The sequence below is a fragment of the Mycobacterium branderi genome (assembly GCF_010728725.1).
Taxonomy (GTDB): Bacteria; Actinomycetota; Actinomycetes; order Mycobacteriales; family Mycobacteriaceae; genus Mycobacterium; species Mycobacterium branderi.
Genome location: NZ_AP022606.1, coordinates 1,191,044 through 1,207,244, shown reverse-complemented (window position 1 = coordinate 1,207,244; position 16,201 = coordinate 1,191,044). Strand labels below are relative to the sequence as shown.

General features: G+C 63.3%; 13 protein-coding genes and 1 pseudogene. 10 read left to right on the top strand and 4 right to left on the bottom strand.

The features are described 5' to 3' along the window. Positions 1 to 65: 65 nt before the first annotated feature. The 8 genes from G6N47_RS06285 (at position 66) to G6N47_RS06250 (ending at position 9,215) form a co-directional block, all read left to right on the top strand. On the top strand, positions 66 to 1,304 hold the full coding sequence (locus G6N47_RS06285; protein ID WP_083131733.1) for a cytochrome P450: 1,239 nt from the start codon (positions 66 to 68) through the stop codon (positions 1,302 to 1,304). After that, entirely contained in the window at positions 1,301 to 2,302 is a 1,002-nt protein-coding gene (locus G6N47_RS06280) for a PDR/VanB family oxidoreductase (RefSeq protein WP_083131734.1), read from the top strand. Before G6N47_RS06285 ends, G6N47_RS06280 begins: the two co-directional genes overlap by 4 nt. Continuing rightward, complete coding sequence (locus G6N47_RS06275) at positions 2,299 to 3,348, top strand: Rieske 2Fe-2S domain-containing protein (RefSeq protein WP_083131735.1); 1,050 nt, start codon at positions 2,299 to 2,301, stop codon at positions 3,346 to 3,348. The genes G6N47_RS06280 and G6N47_RS06275 overlap by 4 nt, the downstream gene beginning before the upstream one ends. After that, positions 3,345 to 4,883 carry a succinic semialdehyde dehydrogenase gene (locus G6N47_RS06270; protein WP_083131736.1) on the top strand — a complete coding sequence of 513 codons (1,539 nt, stop codon included), beginning with the start codon at positions 3,345 to 3,347 and terminating at the stop codon, positions 4,881 to 4,883. The genes G6N47_RS06275 and G6N47_RS06270 overlap by 4 nt, the downstream gene beginning before the upstream one ends. Positions 4,884 to 4,893: 10 nt before the next feature. After that, a complete protein-coding gene (locus G6N47_RS06265; RefSeq protein ID WP_083131737.1) occupies positions 4,894 to 6,600 on the top strand; it encodes a GMC oxidoreductase in 1,707 nt (568 codons plus the stop codon). A gap of 12 nt (positions 6,601 to 6,612) precedes the next feature. After that, positions 6,613 to 7,482 carry a glyoxalase III HchA gene (hchA, locus tag G6N47_RS06260; protein WP_083131738.1) on the top strand — a complete coding sequence of 290 codons (870 nt, stop codon included), beginning with the start codon at positions 6,613 to 6,615 and terminating at the stop codon, positions 7,480 to 7,482. A 117-nt stretch (positions 7,483 to 7,599) separates the two neighbouring features. Further along, a complete protein-coding gene (locus G6N47_RS06255) occupies positions 7,600 to 7,839 on the top strand; it encodes a hypothetical protein (RefSeq protein WP_062539074.1) in 240 nt (79 codons plus the stop codon). Between the two features lie 98 nt (positions 7,840 to 7,937). Further along, positions 7,938 to 9,215, top strand: a complete 1,278-nt coding sequence (locus G6N47_RS06250) for an Abi-alpha family protein (RefSeq protein ID WP_083131739.1) — start codon at positions 7,938 to 7,940, stop codon at positions 9,213 to 9,215. A gap of 102 nt (positions 9,216 to 9,317) precedes the next feature. Here the strand turns inward: G6N47_RS06250 and G6N47_RS06245 are convergent, their stop codons facing one another. Continuing rightward, positions 9,318 to 10,721: a hypothetical protein gene (locus tag G6N47_RS06245; protein WP_232080138.1), complete on the bottom strand. Its 1,404-nt coding sequence runs from the start codon at positions 10,719 to 10,721 to the stop codon at positions 9,318 to 9,320. 196 nt (positions 10,722 to 10,917) lie between these two features. Here G6N47_RS06245 and G6N47_RS06240 point away from each other — a divergent pair, with 196 nt between their 5' ends. Next, positions 10,918 to 11,094, top strand: a complete 177-nt coding sequence (locus G6N47_RS06240; protein WP_163659564.1) for a hypothetical protein — start codon at positions 10,918 to 10,920, stop codon at positions 11,092 to 11,094. On the opposite strand, the gene G6N47_RS06235 is transcribed toward G6N47_RS06240, so the two are convergent. The 3 genes and pseudogenes from G6N47_RS06235 to G6N47_RS06225 form a co-directional block, all read right to left on the bottom strand. Beyond that, positions 11,091 to 11,711 carry a TetR family transcriptional regulator gene (locus G6N47_RS06235; RefSeq protein WP_372517518.1) on the bottom strand — a complete coding sequence of 207 codons (621 nt, stop codon included), beginning with the start codon at positions 11,709 to 11,711 and terminating at the stop codon, positions 11,091 to 11,093. The genes G6N47_RS06240 and G6N47_RS06235 overlap by 4 nt on opposite strands. A gap of 84 nt (positions 11,712 to 11,795) precedes the next feature. Continuing rightward, positions 11,796 to 12,872, bottom strand: coding sequence for a GTP 3',8-cyclase MoaA (gene moaA / locus G6N47_RS06230; RefSeq protein ID WP_083131743.1), 1,077 nt, complete (start codon positions 12,870 to 12,872; stop codon positions 11,796 to 11,798). Positions 12,873 to 12,887: 15 nt separating this feature from the next. Beyond that, positions 12,888 to 14,056: pseudogene (locus tag G6N47_RS06225) on the bottom strand (molybdopterin-dependent oxidoreductase); the annotation flags it as partial. A gap of 693 nt (positions 14,057 to 14,749) precedes the next feature. On the opposite strand from G6N47_RS06225, the gene G6N47_RS06220 reads away from it, so the two are divergent. Continuing rightward, entirely contained in the window at positions 14,750 to 16,198 is a 1,449-nt protein-coding gene (locus tag G6N47_RS06220; RefSeq protein WP_083131744.1) for a cytochrome ubiquinol oxidase subunit I, read from the top strand. Positions 16,199 to 16,201 lie beyond the last annotated feature (3 nt).

Here is a 16,201-nt window from a genome sequence, read left to right as displayed (position 1 = left end):
CAGCGGCGCAGACTAACGCCATATGCAGATGAATTCTTAGTTGTACGCAAGTAAAAGGAGCAACGATGACCGCGGTTGACTTGCAGGACCTCGACAGCGTCGACCTGGCCGACCAAGCGGTGTGGGACGACGGCCCGCCCTATGAGCTGTTCGCCCGGATGCAGCGCGAGGACCCGGTGCACTTCAGCCCGCAACGTAACAGGCCGGACGAAGGCGGCTTCTGGGACATCACCCGCTTCGACGACGTGCGCGCGATCAGCCGCGACCACCGGACCTTCTCCTCGGAAAAGCGCGGCATCTTCCACTGGGACGACATCGGCGTCCCGCTGGATATCCAGCGGCTGCAACTGATTTCCATGGACCCGCCACGCCATGACCGTCTCAAGGCGCTGGTGATCAAGGAGTTCACGCCGGAAGCGGTAGCCGCCCACGAGGATGAGGTCAGGCAGATCATCGATGGTGTTCTCGACAGCGTCGCCGACAAACAACGGTTCGACCTGGTCGCCGACGTGGCGCGGCCCATCCCGTCCCGCGTGATCGGCTCACTGCTGGGCACGCCACCCGAGGACGACGCCACGCTGGTGCACTGGACGAACGTCTTCACCGCGTTCGAAGACCCGGTAATCCGCGAACAGTGGAAAGACACCATGGGTGTCATCGGCGAGATCGTCGAGTACACCCAGAAAAGGATCGCGCAGCGCGACCAATCCATCGGCGGCAACCTGCTCACCGCCATGGTCGACGCCGAGGTCGAGGGCGACAAGCTCAACGAACTGGAAATCGCCACATTCTTCGTGTTGCTGATGTCGGCGGGCAACGACTCGACCCGGGCAACCTACAGCGCGACGATGCTGGAGTTGCTGCGCAATCCTGAGCTGCGCCAACAACTTCAGGACAACCCCGAACTGATTCCGGCTGCGGTGGAAGAGGGGCTGCGCTGCTATCCCGCATTCTCGTTCATGGCACGTGCCGCCACCAAAGACACCGAGTTGCACGGCAAGACGATCAAAGAAGGCGACCGTCTGCTGCTGTGGTACATCGCGTCGAACCGGGACGAGAGCGTATTCCCGAACCCACACAAGTTCGACATCACCCGCGAGGGGCTCACCGACAAGCACCAGGCCTTTGGTGGCCGGGGAAAGCATTTCTGCTTGGGCGCCAACCTCGCCAGGCTCGAGCTGAAGCTGTGGATCGAGCGGACGTTGGAACGCTTCCCCGACCTGGAACTGGACGGTGACCCGAGACGGGTGCGGGCGCTGTTCCTCAACCAGTACAACTCGATACCGGTGCGGAGAACATCGTGACCACGACGGAGACAGCCCGGGCCAGGCCCGCCTACCGCGAGGTCGAGCTTGATGTCGAAGTGCGGCGCCGCGAGGAGGTCTCCGACGGGGTCGTCACGCTGACGCTCGCCGACCCCAGCGGCGCCGACCTGCCGGAGTGGGCACCCGGGGCACACATCGACCTGCTGATGACGCCGTCGCTGGTGCGGCAGTACTCGCTGTGCGGCGACACCGCCAACCGCGCCGAATGGCAGGTAGGAGTGCTGCTCGATCCCAACAGTCGCGGCGGATCCCAATTCGTGCACGACAAGCTGCACGAGGGCAGTACGGTGCGTATTCGCGGACCCCGCAACCACTTTCCGCTCGTCGGTTCGCCGCGGTACCTGTTCATCGCGGGTGGCATCGGCATCACTCCATTGATACCGATGATCGCGGCGGCCGAGGCGGCCGGAGCGCAGTGGCGTCTGCTGTACGGCGGTAGGACCCGGTCGTCGATGGCGTTCGTCGACAGCTTGCTGCGCTACGGCGACCGTGTGACCGTCTGCGCGCGGGATGCCCAGGACGGTGCGAACTTCCGTGCGAATCTGGGTTCCGCGCTGGCCGAGCCGGGCGAGAACACGCTGGTGTACTGCTGTGGCCCCGAGGGACTGCTGACCGCGGTCGAGGACGCGTGCAAGACCTGGCCGCCGGGCAGCCTGCACATCGAGCGGTTCTCGGCCAAAGCGATCGAGGAGCCATCACCCGGAGCGTTGGAGACCTTCGAAGTGGAATGCCAGCGCTCCGGCGTGACTTTGACTGTGCCGCCGGACAAGTCGATCTACCAGGTCTGCGAGGAGGCCGGTGTCGACGTGCTCGGTTCCTGCATGGAGGGGGTTTGTGGCACCTGCGAATGCGACGTGCTGGAGGGCGAACCCGACCACCGGGACTCGGTGCTCAACGACGCCGAGAAGGCCCGCAACGACGTGATGATGACCTGCGTTTCGCGCTCGCGCTCCGAAAGGCTGGTTTTGGACTTATGAGATCGAACTACCCGTTCAACTGCTGGTACGTGGCCGCACTGAGCGGCGAGGTCGGGGAGGGCCTGCTCGCCCGTCGCCTGCTGGACAAGCCCGTGCTGCTATATCGGCGCGGCTCCGGTGACGTGGTCGCCATGGAGGATCGCTGCATCCACCGCGCCTATCCGCTGTCGGAGGGCCGACGCGACGGCGATCGCGTGGTATGCGGCTACCACGGTTTCGCCTACGACCCCGACGGCTGCCTGGCCGACGTGCCGTCGCAGGAGAACATTCCGCCGGGCGCCCGTGTGCGCACCTACCCGGTCTACGAGCAGTCGCCGTTCGTGTGGATCTGGCTCGGCGACTCCGGTGTGGCCGCGCTGCGCCCGCCGCCGCGGGTGCCCTGGTATGCCGACGGGACTGGCTGGGCCGGCACCACCGAGGTGCTGCACGTCGAGGCCAATTACCTACTGCTGCATGAGCATTACCTCGACCTGACCGACGTGTTCGTGATGCACCCGGAGGTGGTGCCGCCCGATATCGAGGTGCTTCCGCAGCTCGACGAGGTCGAAGTTTCCGAACGCTCGGTCTCCTATACCCGGACGACACCGCCGAGCCGGCTTGCCCCGTGGGAGGCCGAGATCACCGGGCTTTCCGCCGAGACCACGGGCAGCCGGCGTGAGGAAGGCACTTTCGTTTCGCCGGCGCTACACGTCCAGCACTACGCCATTGCTCCGGAGACCGGAAAATCTCACGAGCTCTTGCGAATTCAGGGGTTCACCCCGCAATCACCCGGGGTGACCCACGTCTTTTTGCAGATGGCGCGCAACTTCGCGGCCGACGATGCCCGCGTCGCCGAATTTCTGCGCACCATGTTCCACGAGTGGGCGCTGCGAGACTTCGTCGTGCTGGAGACCATCCAGCGTCGCCTGGGCGAGGAGACCGTGCCGCGCCGCGACATCAACGTCAAAGCGGACCGCGCCGCGGTCCGGGCACGCCGCATCGCGATGGAGATGGTCGACGAGGAAACCGGCCGCTTCACTCTGAACCGGATTCTGGCGACATCATGACCAGCGTTCTGATCAAAGAATTAGCCAGCCAGGTGGAGTCCGCTGCAGACGCCCGCCTCGAGGTCACCAACGCGATGACGGGCCAGCCGCTGGGCGACGTCCCTCGCTGCACGACCGACGACGTCGTCGCCGCTGCCGAGCGCGCCCGCGCGATGCAGCCGGCGTGGGCCGCCCGGCCGGTCAAAGAACGCGCCGCCGTGCTGCTGCGCTTCCACGATCTGGTGCTGCAACGTCAGGACGAAGTCCTCGACCTCATCCAGCTCGAGAACGGCAAGGCGCGCCGGCATGCTTTCGAGGAGGTCCTCGACGTCTGCCTGACCGCCCGCTACTACGCGAATACCGCCGCCGACTACCTGCGCCCCAAGCGGCGACAGGGTGTGCAGTTGATGCTCACCCAGGTGACCGAACTCCATCACCCCAAGGGCCTGGTCGGCATCATCTCGCCGTGGAACTATCCACTCACCCTCGGGATCAGCGACGCCATCCCTGCGATCGTCGCCGGCAATGCCGTGCTGACCAAACCCGACCAGCAGACCCCGTTTTCGGCGCTGTGGGCGGTGCGGCTGCTCGAAGAAGCCGGCATGCCAGCGGGTTTGGTGCAGGTTGTCACGGGATCCGGCTCGGAGCTGGGCGGGTCGATCATCGAGCAATCGGACTATTTGATGTTCACCGGCTCTACCGCGGTGGGGCGCACCGTCGCCGCGCAGGCGGGGGAGCGGCTGATCGACTGCTCGATGGAACTGGGTGGCAAGAACGCGCTACTGGTGCTCGACGACGCGGACGTCGGCAAGACGGTGTCGGGCGCGATCCGGGCGGCGTTCTCCAACGCCGGGCAGTTGTGCATCTCGGTCGAACGCATCTATGTCCCGGGATCGCTGTGGGACGAATTCACCACCCGCTACGCCGACGCCGCGAAAGCGATGAAACTCTCGGCGGCCCTCGACTATTCGGGCGACATGGGTTCGTTGATCTCCGAGAAGCAACTCAAGACGGTGGTCGAGCACGTCGACGACGCGGTCGGCAAGGGCGCCACGGTGCTGGCCGGCGGCAAAGCGCGCCCCGACATCGGGCCGCACTTCTACGAGCCGACAATCCTTTCCGGGGTACGGGAGGGCATGACCGCGTTCGCCGACGAGACATTCGGGCCGGTGGTCTCGCTCTACCGGGTGGACAGCGAAGACGAGGCGATCGAGAAGGCCAACGACAGCGATTATGGCCTGAACTTCAGTGTGTGGACGTCTAACCCGAAGCACGGGCAGGCGGTGGCTGCCCGCCTGCAGGCGGGCACTGTCAACGTCAACGAAGCCTACGCGGCCGCGTGGGGATCGGTCGACGCGCCGATGGGCGGCATGAAAGCGTCCGGCCTCGGGCGACGCCACGGCGAACACGGAATCCTCAAATACACCGAGTCGCAGACGATTGCGACCGAGCGCCTGCTGCCGGTCGGCGCACCGCCATGGCTCAACCCGGGCCGCTATGCGCGGATCATGACCACCGGCCTGCGCGCCCTCAAACGGCTGCCCGGCGTCAAGTAGGAGAGCACGCATGACATTCGACTATGACGTTGTGGTGATCGGCTCAGGATTCGGTGGATCGGTGGCGGCGCTGCGCCTGACCGAAAAAGGCTATGCGGTAGGCGTTCTGGAAGCCGGGCGGCGTTTCGAAGACGACGAGCTGCCCAAGACCAACTGGCAGATCCGCAAATTCTTCTGGGCACCGAAACTGGGCTGCACCGGAATTCAGCGCATCCACGCCCTGCCCGACGTGCTCATCTTGGCCGGCGCAGGTGTGGGCGGAGGGTCGCTGGTATACGCGAACACGCTGTACGAGCCGAAATCCGATGCTTTCTATAAGGATCCGCAATGGGCCGCTATCAGCGATTGGAAGTCAGAGCTGGCGCCCTACTACGACCAAGCCAAACGGATGCTCGGAGTGGTGCGCAACCCCACGATGACCCATTCCGATCAGGTAATGCTCCGCGTCGCCGAGCAAATGGGAGTACAAGACACTTTCGGCATGACGCCGGTCGGCGTGTTCTTCGGGCCGAACAACACCAAGGCGCCCGGTGTCGAGGTGGACGACCCGTTTTTCGGCGGCGTGGGTCCGCGCCGGCGCGGTTGCCTCGAAGTCGGCGAGTGCATGACCGGTTGCCGGCACAACGCCAAGAACACGCTGGTGAAGAACTATCTCTACCTGGCCGAGCGGGCCGGCGCCGAAATCCACGAGTTGACAACCGTTACCACGGTTCGGCCGATCGACGGCGGCTACGCCGTCGACACTGTACGCACCGGCTCGTGGCGACCGAAAAAGACGGCTCGAACATTCACCGCTGAACAAGTCGTCTTCGCCGCCGGCACGTGGGGAACACAGCAGCTGCTGCACCGCATGAAGGCCGAGGGCGTCTTGCCGCAGCTTTCGCCCCGGCTGGGCGAGCTCACCCGCACCAACTCCGAGGCGCTGTGCACCGCCAGTGTCAAACTGCGCCACCGCAAAGGCGCCGACTTCCACACCGGCATCGCGATCACGTCGTCCATCCATCCCGACGACAAGACCCACATCGAACCGGTGCGGTATGGCAAGGGCTCCACCTCGATGGCGCTGCTGACCACCGTGATGACCGACGGCGGCGGAAAGGTGCCGCGATGGCTGAAGTGGTTGGGACAACTGGTGCGCCATCCCGCCCAGGCCGCGTCGCTGTATGTGGGACTGCGGGACTGGTCGCAGCGCACCGTCATCGCGCTGGTGATGCAAACCGAAGACAACTCGCTGACGCTGTTTCCCAAGCGCACTCGCTTTGGCCGCACCAAATTGTCGTCACGGCAGGGGCACGGGGTGCCCAACCCGACCTGGATACCGGCCGCCAACGAGGCGGTGCGACGAATGGCCCGCGAGATCGACGGCACCCCGTGGAGCAGTGTTGGGGAGATCCTCGACATCCCAATGACCGCACACTTTCTCGGCGGCTGCGTGATCGGCGAGTCGCCGCAACGCGGAGTCGTCGACCCCTATCACAGGGTGTTCGGGCATCCCGGTCTGCACGTGTTCGACGGTTCGGCGATTTCCGCCAACATCGGCGTCAACCCGTCGCTAACGATCACCGCCCAGGCCGAGCGCGCCACCTCCTTCTGGCCAAACAAGGGCGAAGCCGACACCCGACCAGAGCTCGGCGCCCACTATCAACGAAGCGCTCCGGTGGAGCCGCTCAAGCCGGTTGTTCCGGCTCATGCGCCGGCGGCGTTGCGGCTGCAGTAAGGAGATAGCTGCATGTCTGAGTTGAGCAAGGAACCGACGCCGGACTCGGCTGAGGACAACGCGTTCTTTCCGTCGCCGTATTCACTCAGCCAGTACACGTCGCCGAAGACCAACTTTGACGGAGTACGGCACAAGGACGCCTACACCGAAGGTCGGTGGAAGGTGCTCATGATCGCGACCGAGGAGCGCTACGTCCTACTGGACAACGGCAGGATGTTCTCCACGGGAAACCATCCGGTCGAGATGCTGCTTCCTGCGCACCACATGATGGCGGCCGGCTTCGATGTCGATGTCGCAACGGTGGCGGGCTATCCGGCCAAGCTGGAACTATGGGCGATGCCCCGCGAAGACGAGGCCGTCCTGACGACGTACGAGGCGCTCAAGCCAAAGCTCAAGCAGCCCAAGAAGCTTTCCGACGTCATAGCTGATGACCTCGGCCCCGACTCGGACTACCTCGCGGTCTTTATCCCGGGCGGGCACGGCGCCGTCGTGGGGCTACCAGCAAGCCCGGCAGTGGGGCAGACGCTCGACTGGGCTTTGTCGCAGGACAGGTTCATCATCACCTTGTGCCATGGACCCGCAGCGTTGCTCGCTGCATCGCTGGGCCGGCAAGAATCGCCGTTCAAGGGCTACTCGATCTGTGTTTTCCCCGACGCGCTTGACGAAGGCCCGAATATCGAGATCGGTTATCTGCCTGGCCGTTTGCAGTGGCTGGTCGCCGACCTGCTGAGCAAACAGGGTGTGACCGTCGTCAACGATGACATGACCGGCAAGACGCACCAAGACCGCACGCTTCTCACCGGTGACAGTCCGCTGGCGTCACACAGCCTCGGTCTGATGGCCGCAGACGCCTTAGTCGGAGCCGCCAATGCGAGTGCGTAACCACGCGGGGTTGCCAAACATGAGCCAGCCACGGCTGCAGTAAGGGAGGAGGCTGTTACCAAAATCATTGCTAAGAACACACATTCACCTACACAGCACGACGAGAGGAAATCCAAAATGGCAGACCCAACCGTCTCCGGTCTGGTGTCGAAGCTTCTCGACAACACCAAAGAATTTGTCGACGACGTGCTCGAAAACGTCGAGAAACTCGAATCAGATGTCACGGACATGGCGAAGGACACGAAGGATTCGAGCATCGAAGCGCTGCGTGCGCGGTCGAAGGCTTTGAACGAGCAGATCGAGAAGCTCGCCAAGGTCAAGGAAAAGAACGCCAAGAAGACGACAGCCAAGAGGTGACAGCACGACTGATTCCCCACCCGAGCGGGGCCGGGTGGGGAATCAGGCTGTCGCGTAGAATGTGACGTAAGACACAAGTCGCCCGTGGCGGGAACAGCATGAGCAGTCCAAGTCCAGAAGATCGCAACAAGCCGGGATCAGTGCCGCCGCTTGGCGATCTGAATCTGGACTCGCTCGGTGAGTTCGGCGCGTCGGTGATTCTTATCAGGAACCTGGCCACCGAAGTTGTCAACGCCGTCGAACATCTGCGCAGCGCGGCGACAAATGTATGGAATGCGTTGGAGCTATTGCGATATCCAGACGGCTCCGGCGATGCATCCGCCGGGCTGTTGGGAGGCGCAGCGGCAGGACGAAGCCCGGTCGACGATTTACTAAATCCTCTTGGCGCCGTGGGCCGGGTCGCCGGTGTAACGGACATCCGCCGGCTGCTGAACTTTCCAACGGGCAGCACGTCGGCGCCGCCCACCGAGCAGGCGACGGCGTCCGAATCTGTGAATGAGCCGGGTTTGTGGAACCCGTTCGCCGCGGTGGGTGATGCCGTCAATGACGTGCTGGGGACGCCCGGGCGCGAACAGCCGACGAGCCCGTCGAAATCCGATCCCGCGACCGCGAACGGAAAATCGGCGCCGTCGGCGGCCACCCAGCCCGACAACCTCGTCAGCGCGGTCTTGGGCAGAAACCCCGCCACCGACGTCTTGGGCAGGGTCATCGGTGCTGCCACCGAACCGGTGCAGCCGGTCGTCGAGCAAGTCGGGGAGGGGTTACGCCAAGTCGCGACAGCACCATTGACCGGCGTTCGAGATGTGATCGACAAGGTCGTCGGCCCGCGCGACGAGATAGATGCGTTGCGGAAGCGCGGTAACGCACTGATCCGGATCTCCTACAAGCCCGAGCTGCAGCGTCGCGACGTGCACCCGTCCTTCTCACGCATACTCGACGAACTGCTTCCCGACGAGGCGCGAATCCTGCGCTTCCTGGCCGTGGCCGGCACCCAGCCACTGCTCGACGTGCGAACCAAGACGCTGTTCCAAGTGGGCTCAGTGTTGTTGGCCGGCGACGTCAGCATGGTCGCGTCGATGGCGGGCTGTCACTGGCCCGACCGCGACCACCATTACTTCGCGAACCTCGAACGCCTGGGCCTGATCGACCTGTCGCGCGAACCGGTCGACGACTATCGCAGGTATGCACTCTTGGAAGTGCAACCCGCCGCCTTGCACGCGATCGAAAGCGGGCAGAAGACCATCACGATCTACCGCAGCATCGCCCTTACCGCGTTCGGTCGGCAATTCATCGATGCGTGCATCGATACGGAAGGCTACAACGCCGGCGGCTGGGATACCGACGGCCGGCAGGACAAAATCCGCGGGCATGGGTGACACGGCGCTTAGCACTAGCCAGGTCGCGAGTGGCCAGTTATTACACGGGATTTCGTTGAAAGCGTGCAATAACAGGCCACTCGGCGAGGCCTGATCGGCAGCTCACCATCCGAAAAGCAGTAGGTGCACGGCGCCGACTGCCACCCCGAGCAGCCCGCCGTGGACATACAGCAGCCACGCATCCTGCTCGATCGCGGTATAGAGCATTTCGCCGAACTCAGCCGGGGGCAGCGCCCGGAAGCGTTGCGTTGCAAAGGCTTCGATCTTCTTCGCCTTCTCTTCGTTGAACTCTTTGGAATAGAACACTTCCGGTGCGAAGTTGACAAATTCCATACTCGCCCGTCGTTGCAGCGAGTCCAAGTCCACCAGGCCGAAGGTATGGGCCAGGTTGGAAACCACCGGCGTCAGAATCCCGGTGACCTCGTCGGAGACAACCTCACCGATAAACGCCGCGGTCTTGTCACCGCATGCGCCGAAAAGCAGTTCTCGGGCGAAGTTGGTGACAGTGAGCACTTCGGTCGAGAGCATGTGCGCGAACTGGGCCGCCGCCTCATGCTGTCGCCTTGGCAGTAGTCCTTGCTTCCACAGGTACTTGTACCGCGGCTGCGGATCACCGGGCTCGAATACGACCTTGATTGCCAGGATGTTGACGACGACTCCGATGAGAGCGGCTCCGCCGAGCACCATGATCCAGGTGGGAATCGCACTCAAAACCGGCGGATGAAATTCGCGCACGAACGTCAGGTACAGGGCTAGCGGAAAGCCGAACACGAATCCCAGCGCGCCGATCCGGACCATGAACCTCAACTCGGGTCCGCCGAAGCCTTTGAAGATGTCGCACAGGATGCCCGGATTGCTGCGCAGGTAGTTGACCGTCATCAGCTTGACGTTGAGCAGGTCGTCGATGTGCTCGCCGATCTTGGCGAAGGCCTTGCGGGAAATCACCGGTAGCCGTTCGTCGATCGTGGCGAGTACCGCATTGCGCGCCGGCTGCGGCAATATCTGCCACAGCAGCGCGTGCTCCTTCTCGAGAACGTCGGTCGCCAGCTGGCGAATATTCGGCCGCGCTGCTTTGGACAGTTGTTCCGCGAGGACGTCGGGCTCGAGCTCCTGGTAGAAGTCCGCGATGCCGCCGATCCGGAAAATCGACTTGTCCACGATCAGGCTGGCCATCTTTTCCGCCCGACAGGGGATGAACCCCTGGAAGCCCAGGACGCCGTTGGGGGCGAAGATCGGCAAGATCTGCACCTTGCGCGGCAGAAGCGGAAAGATTGTCTTGAGGCCACGCATGTGGAAGCCGGTGAAATGGACCGGCGCGAAAAGCATCAGCACGCCAGTCCAATTCGTGATCAGACCCGCGATTGCGCTGAAGATCGGAATGCTGACAAGGTCTACCACGAACTGAGATTGACCGGTCAGCTCTTCCCAATCAATAAACGATGACGCTGTCGTCAATTCGATCATTTCGCCCGGCCCGTCGGGGTTTCCTCGTCTGGTGGTTGACATCGTAACCCGGTTGACGTGCTTCGATTTTGGTAATTGCTGAGATTGCGGCCGCTTTGTCTTCCGCGGACAAGGCTGCGCCGAAACTTGGTCCGCTGACGACGTCGCGCGCCGCGGCTCGCCTGGGTAATTTCCTTTGCAGCGCGACGGCCGGGCGCACGAAATCCCAATTCCGCCTTGCGGAGAAAGCGAGCACATCGTGGCATTTCTACAGCTCACCGTCTTCATGTTCTTCATCATGTTCCCGCTGTGGATCCCAGTGGCAGTCACCGTCGGCCCCAAGGTCACGGCAGGCGTTCGACGGGCCCGCGGCGCAACCGCGAAGAGGCCACAGCTGCGTGCGGTCGCACTTCCGCAGCAGCGTCCCGCTGTTTAGCGGCAGATAGATTCCCCGACCAAGAGGCGTACAGCGAGGTCCAGCCTCTTGCTGACGTCGGCAGCTGATGCCCGCCGGGTCAGCCACGCGAGCAGATTCGACAGCCAGACATCCGAGATCACCCTGGCGGTGTGGTAATGCTGCTCGGCAGGGTCTCCACCGCTAATCGCCCGCGCAAACATGCGGTCCGTCATCCTGCTGACCCGGTCCACCTCGTCGGCGGCGGACGCGTCGGCAAAAACGAATGCCCGCGTCATCGCTTCTGCCAGTTGCGGATTGCGCTGCATTGACAAGTTGAGCCGGTCGATGACGTAGTGCAGTCGCGCAGCTGCGGTGCCGGCGGCGTCGTCGAGATCCGCGCTGGCTTCAACTGATTCGATTTCCCGGGCCAGCACCGACACCAGCAGGTGCACTTTGGACGGGAAGTAGCGGTAGAGCGTGCCGACGGCGATACCTGATCGTTTGGCCACCACGCGCATTTGAACTGCCTCGTAACCACCGGTAGCGGCGATCGCCAGCGCGGCGTCCAAAACGCGTTCGCGGCGCCGCCACTGAGTCTCGACACCGGATTCCGGCGCGGTCGACGCGAGCACCGCCACACCCCTCGCTCGTTTGATGGTTCCCGTCGATCACCTTCGCAGGGTGCTGGACCTTACGTCCAAGAACGAAGTGTTATGCGATGATTCACAACGCTTATCGAGTTAGCCGCCGATCGCGCTCATCGAGCGTGCCGGCTGGACGAAGCCGGGATCGTTAATGCCGTGGCCGGCTGGCTTGCCCCACATCGCAGTACGCCACGCACTTTCGATCGCGGCATCGTCAGCGCCGCTACGTATCAGGCCGCGCAGGTCGGTCTCGTCCGCGGCGAACAGGCAACTGCGGATCTGGCCATCGGCGGTCAAACGGGTGCGGTCACAGGTTGAGCAGAACGGGTGCGACACTGACGCGATCACGCCGACCGTGCCGGTGCGGCCGGTCGTGGGGTCGGTGACGCGCCACAGCTCGGCCGGGGCTGAACCCCGCGGCGCTGGGTCGGGTTTCAACCTGAAATGGCGGCGCAGCACCGCCAGCGTCTGATCGGCGGTCACCTCGACCTCACGTCGCCATTGGTGTCCGCCGTCCAGCGGCATCTGTTCGATGATTCGTAGCTGGTAGTCATGCCCGAGGCAGAAGCGCACCAGCGCGACCGCGTCGCCGAGCCCGGTTTGCGGATCCAGCACTGCGTTTACCTTGACAGGCCGCAGACCTGCCGCGTGCGCCGCGGTCAGGCCGGCCAGCACGTCGGCCAGCCGGTCGCGGCGGGTGATCGCGGCGAAATGTGCAGGGTTGACGCTGTCCAGGGAAACGTTGACTCGGTCCAGGCCGGCTTGGGCGAGCCGTTGGGCACGCCCGGCCAGCCCTACCCCGTTGGTGGTCAGCGAAATCTCCGGCCGGGGCCGCAGCGCCGCGGTGGCGGCAACGATTTCCTCGAGATGCTTGGCCAGCAAGGGTTCTCCACCCGTGAACCGGACACAGGTTATGCCCAGTCGGGTGACGCCTATGCGCACCAGTCGCACGACCTCGTCCGGGCGCAGGAGCTGTGTGCCGGGCAGCCATGGCATGCCCTCGGCGGGCATGCAGTAGGTGCATCGCAGGTTGCAGCGGTCGGTCAATGACACCCGCAGATCGGTCGCTACCCGACCGTAGCTATCGATCAACGGGCCCGTCGATGGCGGCGCGGTTGCGGCGCTCTCGGCTCGCGGCCGCACCGACGGAACGCCGAGTGCTGTTACCGTCATCGAACTCCCTTCGTATCAGATGGTTTGCCGGTAGCCGAAGAACTCGTGGTCTTCGGCGTAACCGCCATATCCGCCGCCGACTTCGGAGAAGTGTTTGACGAACTCAATGCCCTTGAGCCACTTCACTTGTCGGAAGCCGTGCTGCAACTCGTTGCGCAGCCGCAGCGGCGCGCCGTGGCCGTAGCTCAGCGGCTCACCGTTCATGTCGTAGGCCAGCATGGTTTGGTGATGGCGCATCTGCCGGATCGCATGTGCGTCGTAGTAGATCCCGCCGTCCGCCCCGGGACCCAGGGAGTAGAACACCACCCATTTGGCCTCGGGCAGTGGTTTGACGACATCCATGATCGTCTTCATCGAGACGCCACCCCATTTGGCTACTCCAGACCAGCCCTGGATGCAGAAGTGTTGACTGATCTGCTCGTGGTAGGGCAGAACCTTCAACTGTTCGAGCGAGAATTCCGTCGGATGCTCGACGAGCCCGTAGACCCGCAACCGCCAGTCCACGAAGTTGTTCTTTTCCAGCTCTTTGTATTCCGCGGTCTCCGGGTAGATCCCGTTGTGCCAGAAGTATGGCGAGATGTGCTTTTCTTTGAAGGCGCCCGGCTCGGGGTTGGCGGAGCCAAGCAGCCGCTGCAGCGGGCCGATCAACGCGTATCCAACTCGCTGCACCACTCGCGGGTGCCGTTGATCAACCACAAGACGTCAGTCCCCAAGTGCCGCCACCGAGACAAGCCGATGGTGTGGCGGAGCCCGGGAAGACCGAAATGCCTTGGCAGCCCTACTGAATCGTCCTTGGCCGTCCACAACGGGTTGTCCGGCACCGGCTGAGACACCCGGAGCCACTCATCCTTGCCGGGGGTGGAGTTACGCCTGAAGTACAACCGGGGGTGATCGGTCAGTATCTGAATCCCGGACCGGATGATGAAGGTCATCAGAACGAGGTTGAAGAAGTGGGCCCACCCCGACCACGCCGGAACACCCGGGCTAACCCCGGACGGCACAACGGTGCCGGGATAGCGGGCAATAAAGTTCTGCACGCCGGGCATGTTGTGCAGGCCTTTGCCCACCGCGATTCCCACGACCAGGAGCGCGAAGCCGATCGGCACCATCCACAACAGGTTGAACCACCGATCATGTCCCACCCGCAACCGCGGCGCGATCGCGCGCTTGTCTTCGATGCCGCCGGCCCATGTTGTCGGATTGACGACGTCCGCCGGCAGCTTCAACTGCTCGCGATAGTCCGCTACCGCTGAATCGGCGCGGCCGACACCGGCGTCCTCGGTGCTCGTCATGGGGCCACTCCCTCCGGCGCCCAGTTGCCGCCTTAGGGCCACACAACCGCCGCCTCGCTTAATGACCTGGGACAGGCAGCAACAGAACGGGGCGCCGCCAATTATTCAACGAATAGCCGCGGTATTCACTGGAGAAATCTACAAACGCGCCTGACCCTGTGACGCACTACCGGAAACGGAACTGCCGTATCAGCGGAAATATGAGCTCGTCGGCTTCGTATCTGAGCACATATACCGCGCAAAGCTCCGAGGTTGCGGTTACAGCAATGGGGTAATGGTCATAAAAAGATGATATCGGCTCATAGACAGCGTGTGTCTGAGTTGCGTCCCGGATCCGTTGCAGCCGGGACGATTACGAGTTTCGGTCGGGGTGGTGGCGTGATCAAGTAACTGGCAGGTTCGCAACCATTTCGGGCCGCAAAATTACTCCCGGAAAATATCGGGTTGCGCAAAGTGCAGGGCTAATAAAAAAGATGTATTGATAAATCTGACGGAACGCGCGCGCGCAGGTGCAGTCCGGGCCTATCGTTTTGGCCATGAGCGTGGTGCTCTCTCTGGGGGACGGGGCCAACAGGTGACGCCCTGATGGATGTCGTCGACGTTTCACGGTGGCAGTTCGGGATTACGACGGTCTACCACTTCATCATGGTGCCGCTGACGATCGGGTTGGCTCCGCTGATCGCCCTGATGCAGACGGCATGGGTGGTCACCGGCAACACATCGTGGTACCGGCTGGCAAGGTTCTTCGGCAAGCTGTTCCTGATCAACTTCGCGCTGGGCGTCGCAACCGGGATCGTGCAGGAGTTCCAGTTCGGGATGAACTGGAGTGAATACTCGCGCTTCGTCGGGGACATCTTCGGCGCCCCGCTGGCCATGGAAGGGCTCGCCGCGTTCTTCTTCGAGTCGGTGTTCGTCGGGCTGTGGATCTTCGGGTGGAGCCGGCTGCCACGCCTCGTGCACCTGGCTTGCATCTGGGTGGTGGCAATCTCGGTCAACGTCTCGGCGTTCTTCATCATCGCGGCCAACTCGTTCATGCAGCATCCCGTCGGGGCGCACTACAACCCGGAAACCAAACGCGCCGAACTCGACAGCATCGTCGCACTCTTTACCAATAACACTGCGATAGCAGCGTTCATGCATACAGTCGTGGGCAGTTGGCTGACCGCCGGCGTGTTCGTCGCCGCAGTCTCCGCCTGGTTGATGGTGCGCGAGCCCACAGCCGACGACGCACGCACCATGTACCGGCCGGCGACCATCCTGGGCTGTTGGGTGGTGCTCGTCGCCTCGGTCGGTTTGTTCTTCACCGGGGACATCCAGGGCAAGCTGATGTTCAAGCAGCAGCCGATGAAAATGGCGTCCGCGGAGTCGTTGTGCCACACCGAAACCGATCCGACATTCTCGATCCTGACGGTGGGCACCCACAACAACTGCGACAGCGTCGTGCGTGTCCTGGAGGCGCAGTACGCCCTGCCCTTCCTGGCCGAGGGCAAGTTCAGCGGCGTCACTCTCGAAGGCGTCAAGGACATTCAGCAGCGCTACGAAAAACAGTTCGGCCCGGGCAACTACCAACCGAACCTGTTCGTGACGTATTGGTCGTTCCGCGCGATGGTGGGCCTGTTGGCGGTGCCGTTGTTGTTTTCCCTCGTCGCCCTCTGGCTGACTCGGGGCGGCCGGATACCCAAGTGGCGCTGGCTATCCTGGTTCGCGCTGCTGACGATCCCTACCCCGTTTCTGGCCAACAGTGCGGGTTGGATCTTCACCGAAATGGGCCGCCAGCCATGGATCGTGGTGCCCAACCCGACCGGCGATCAGATGATTCATATCACCGTGCAGCAGGGTGTGTCGGACCACGTGGCCGGCATGGTGCTGTTCTCGGTGATCACACTGACGCTGGTCTACGCGGTGCTCGCGGTGATCTGGTTCGGGTTGTTGCGCCGCTACGTGGTTGCCGGCCCCCAAGAACACGATGCCGAACCAGCACCACCGGTCGCGCCGAGCCCGGACGAGGTTGCGCCACTGTCGTTCGCGTACTGAAAG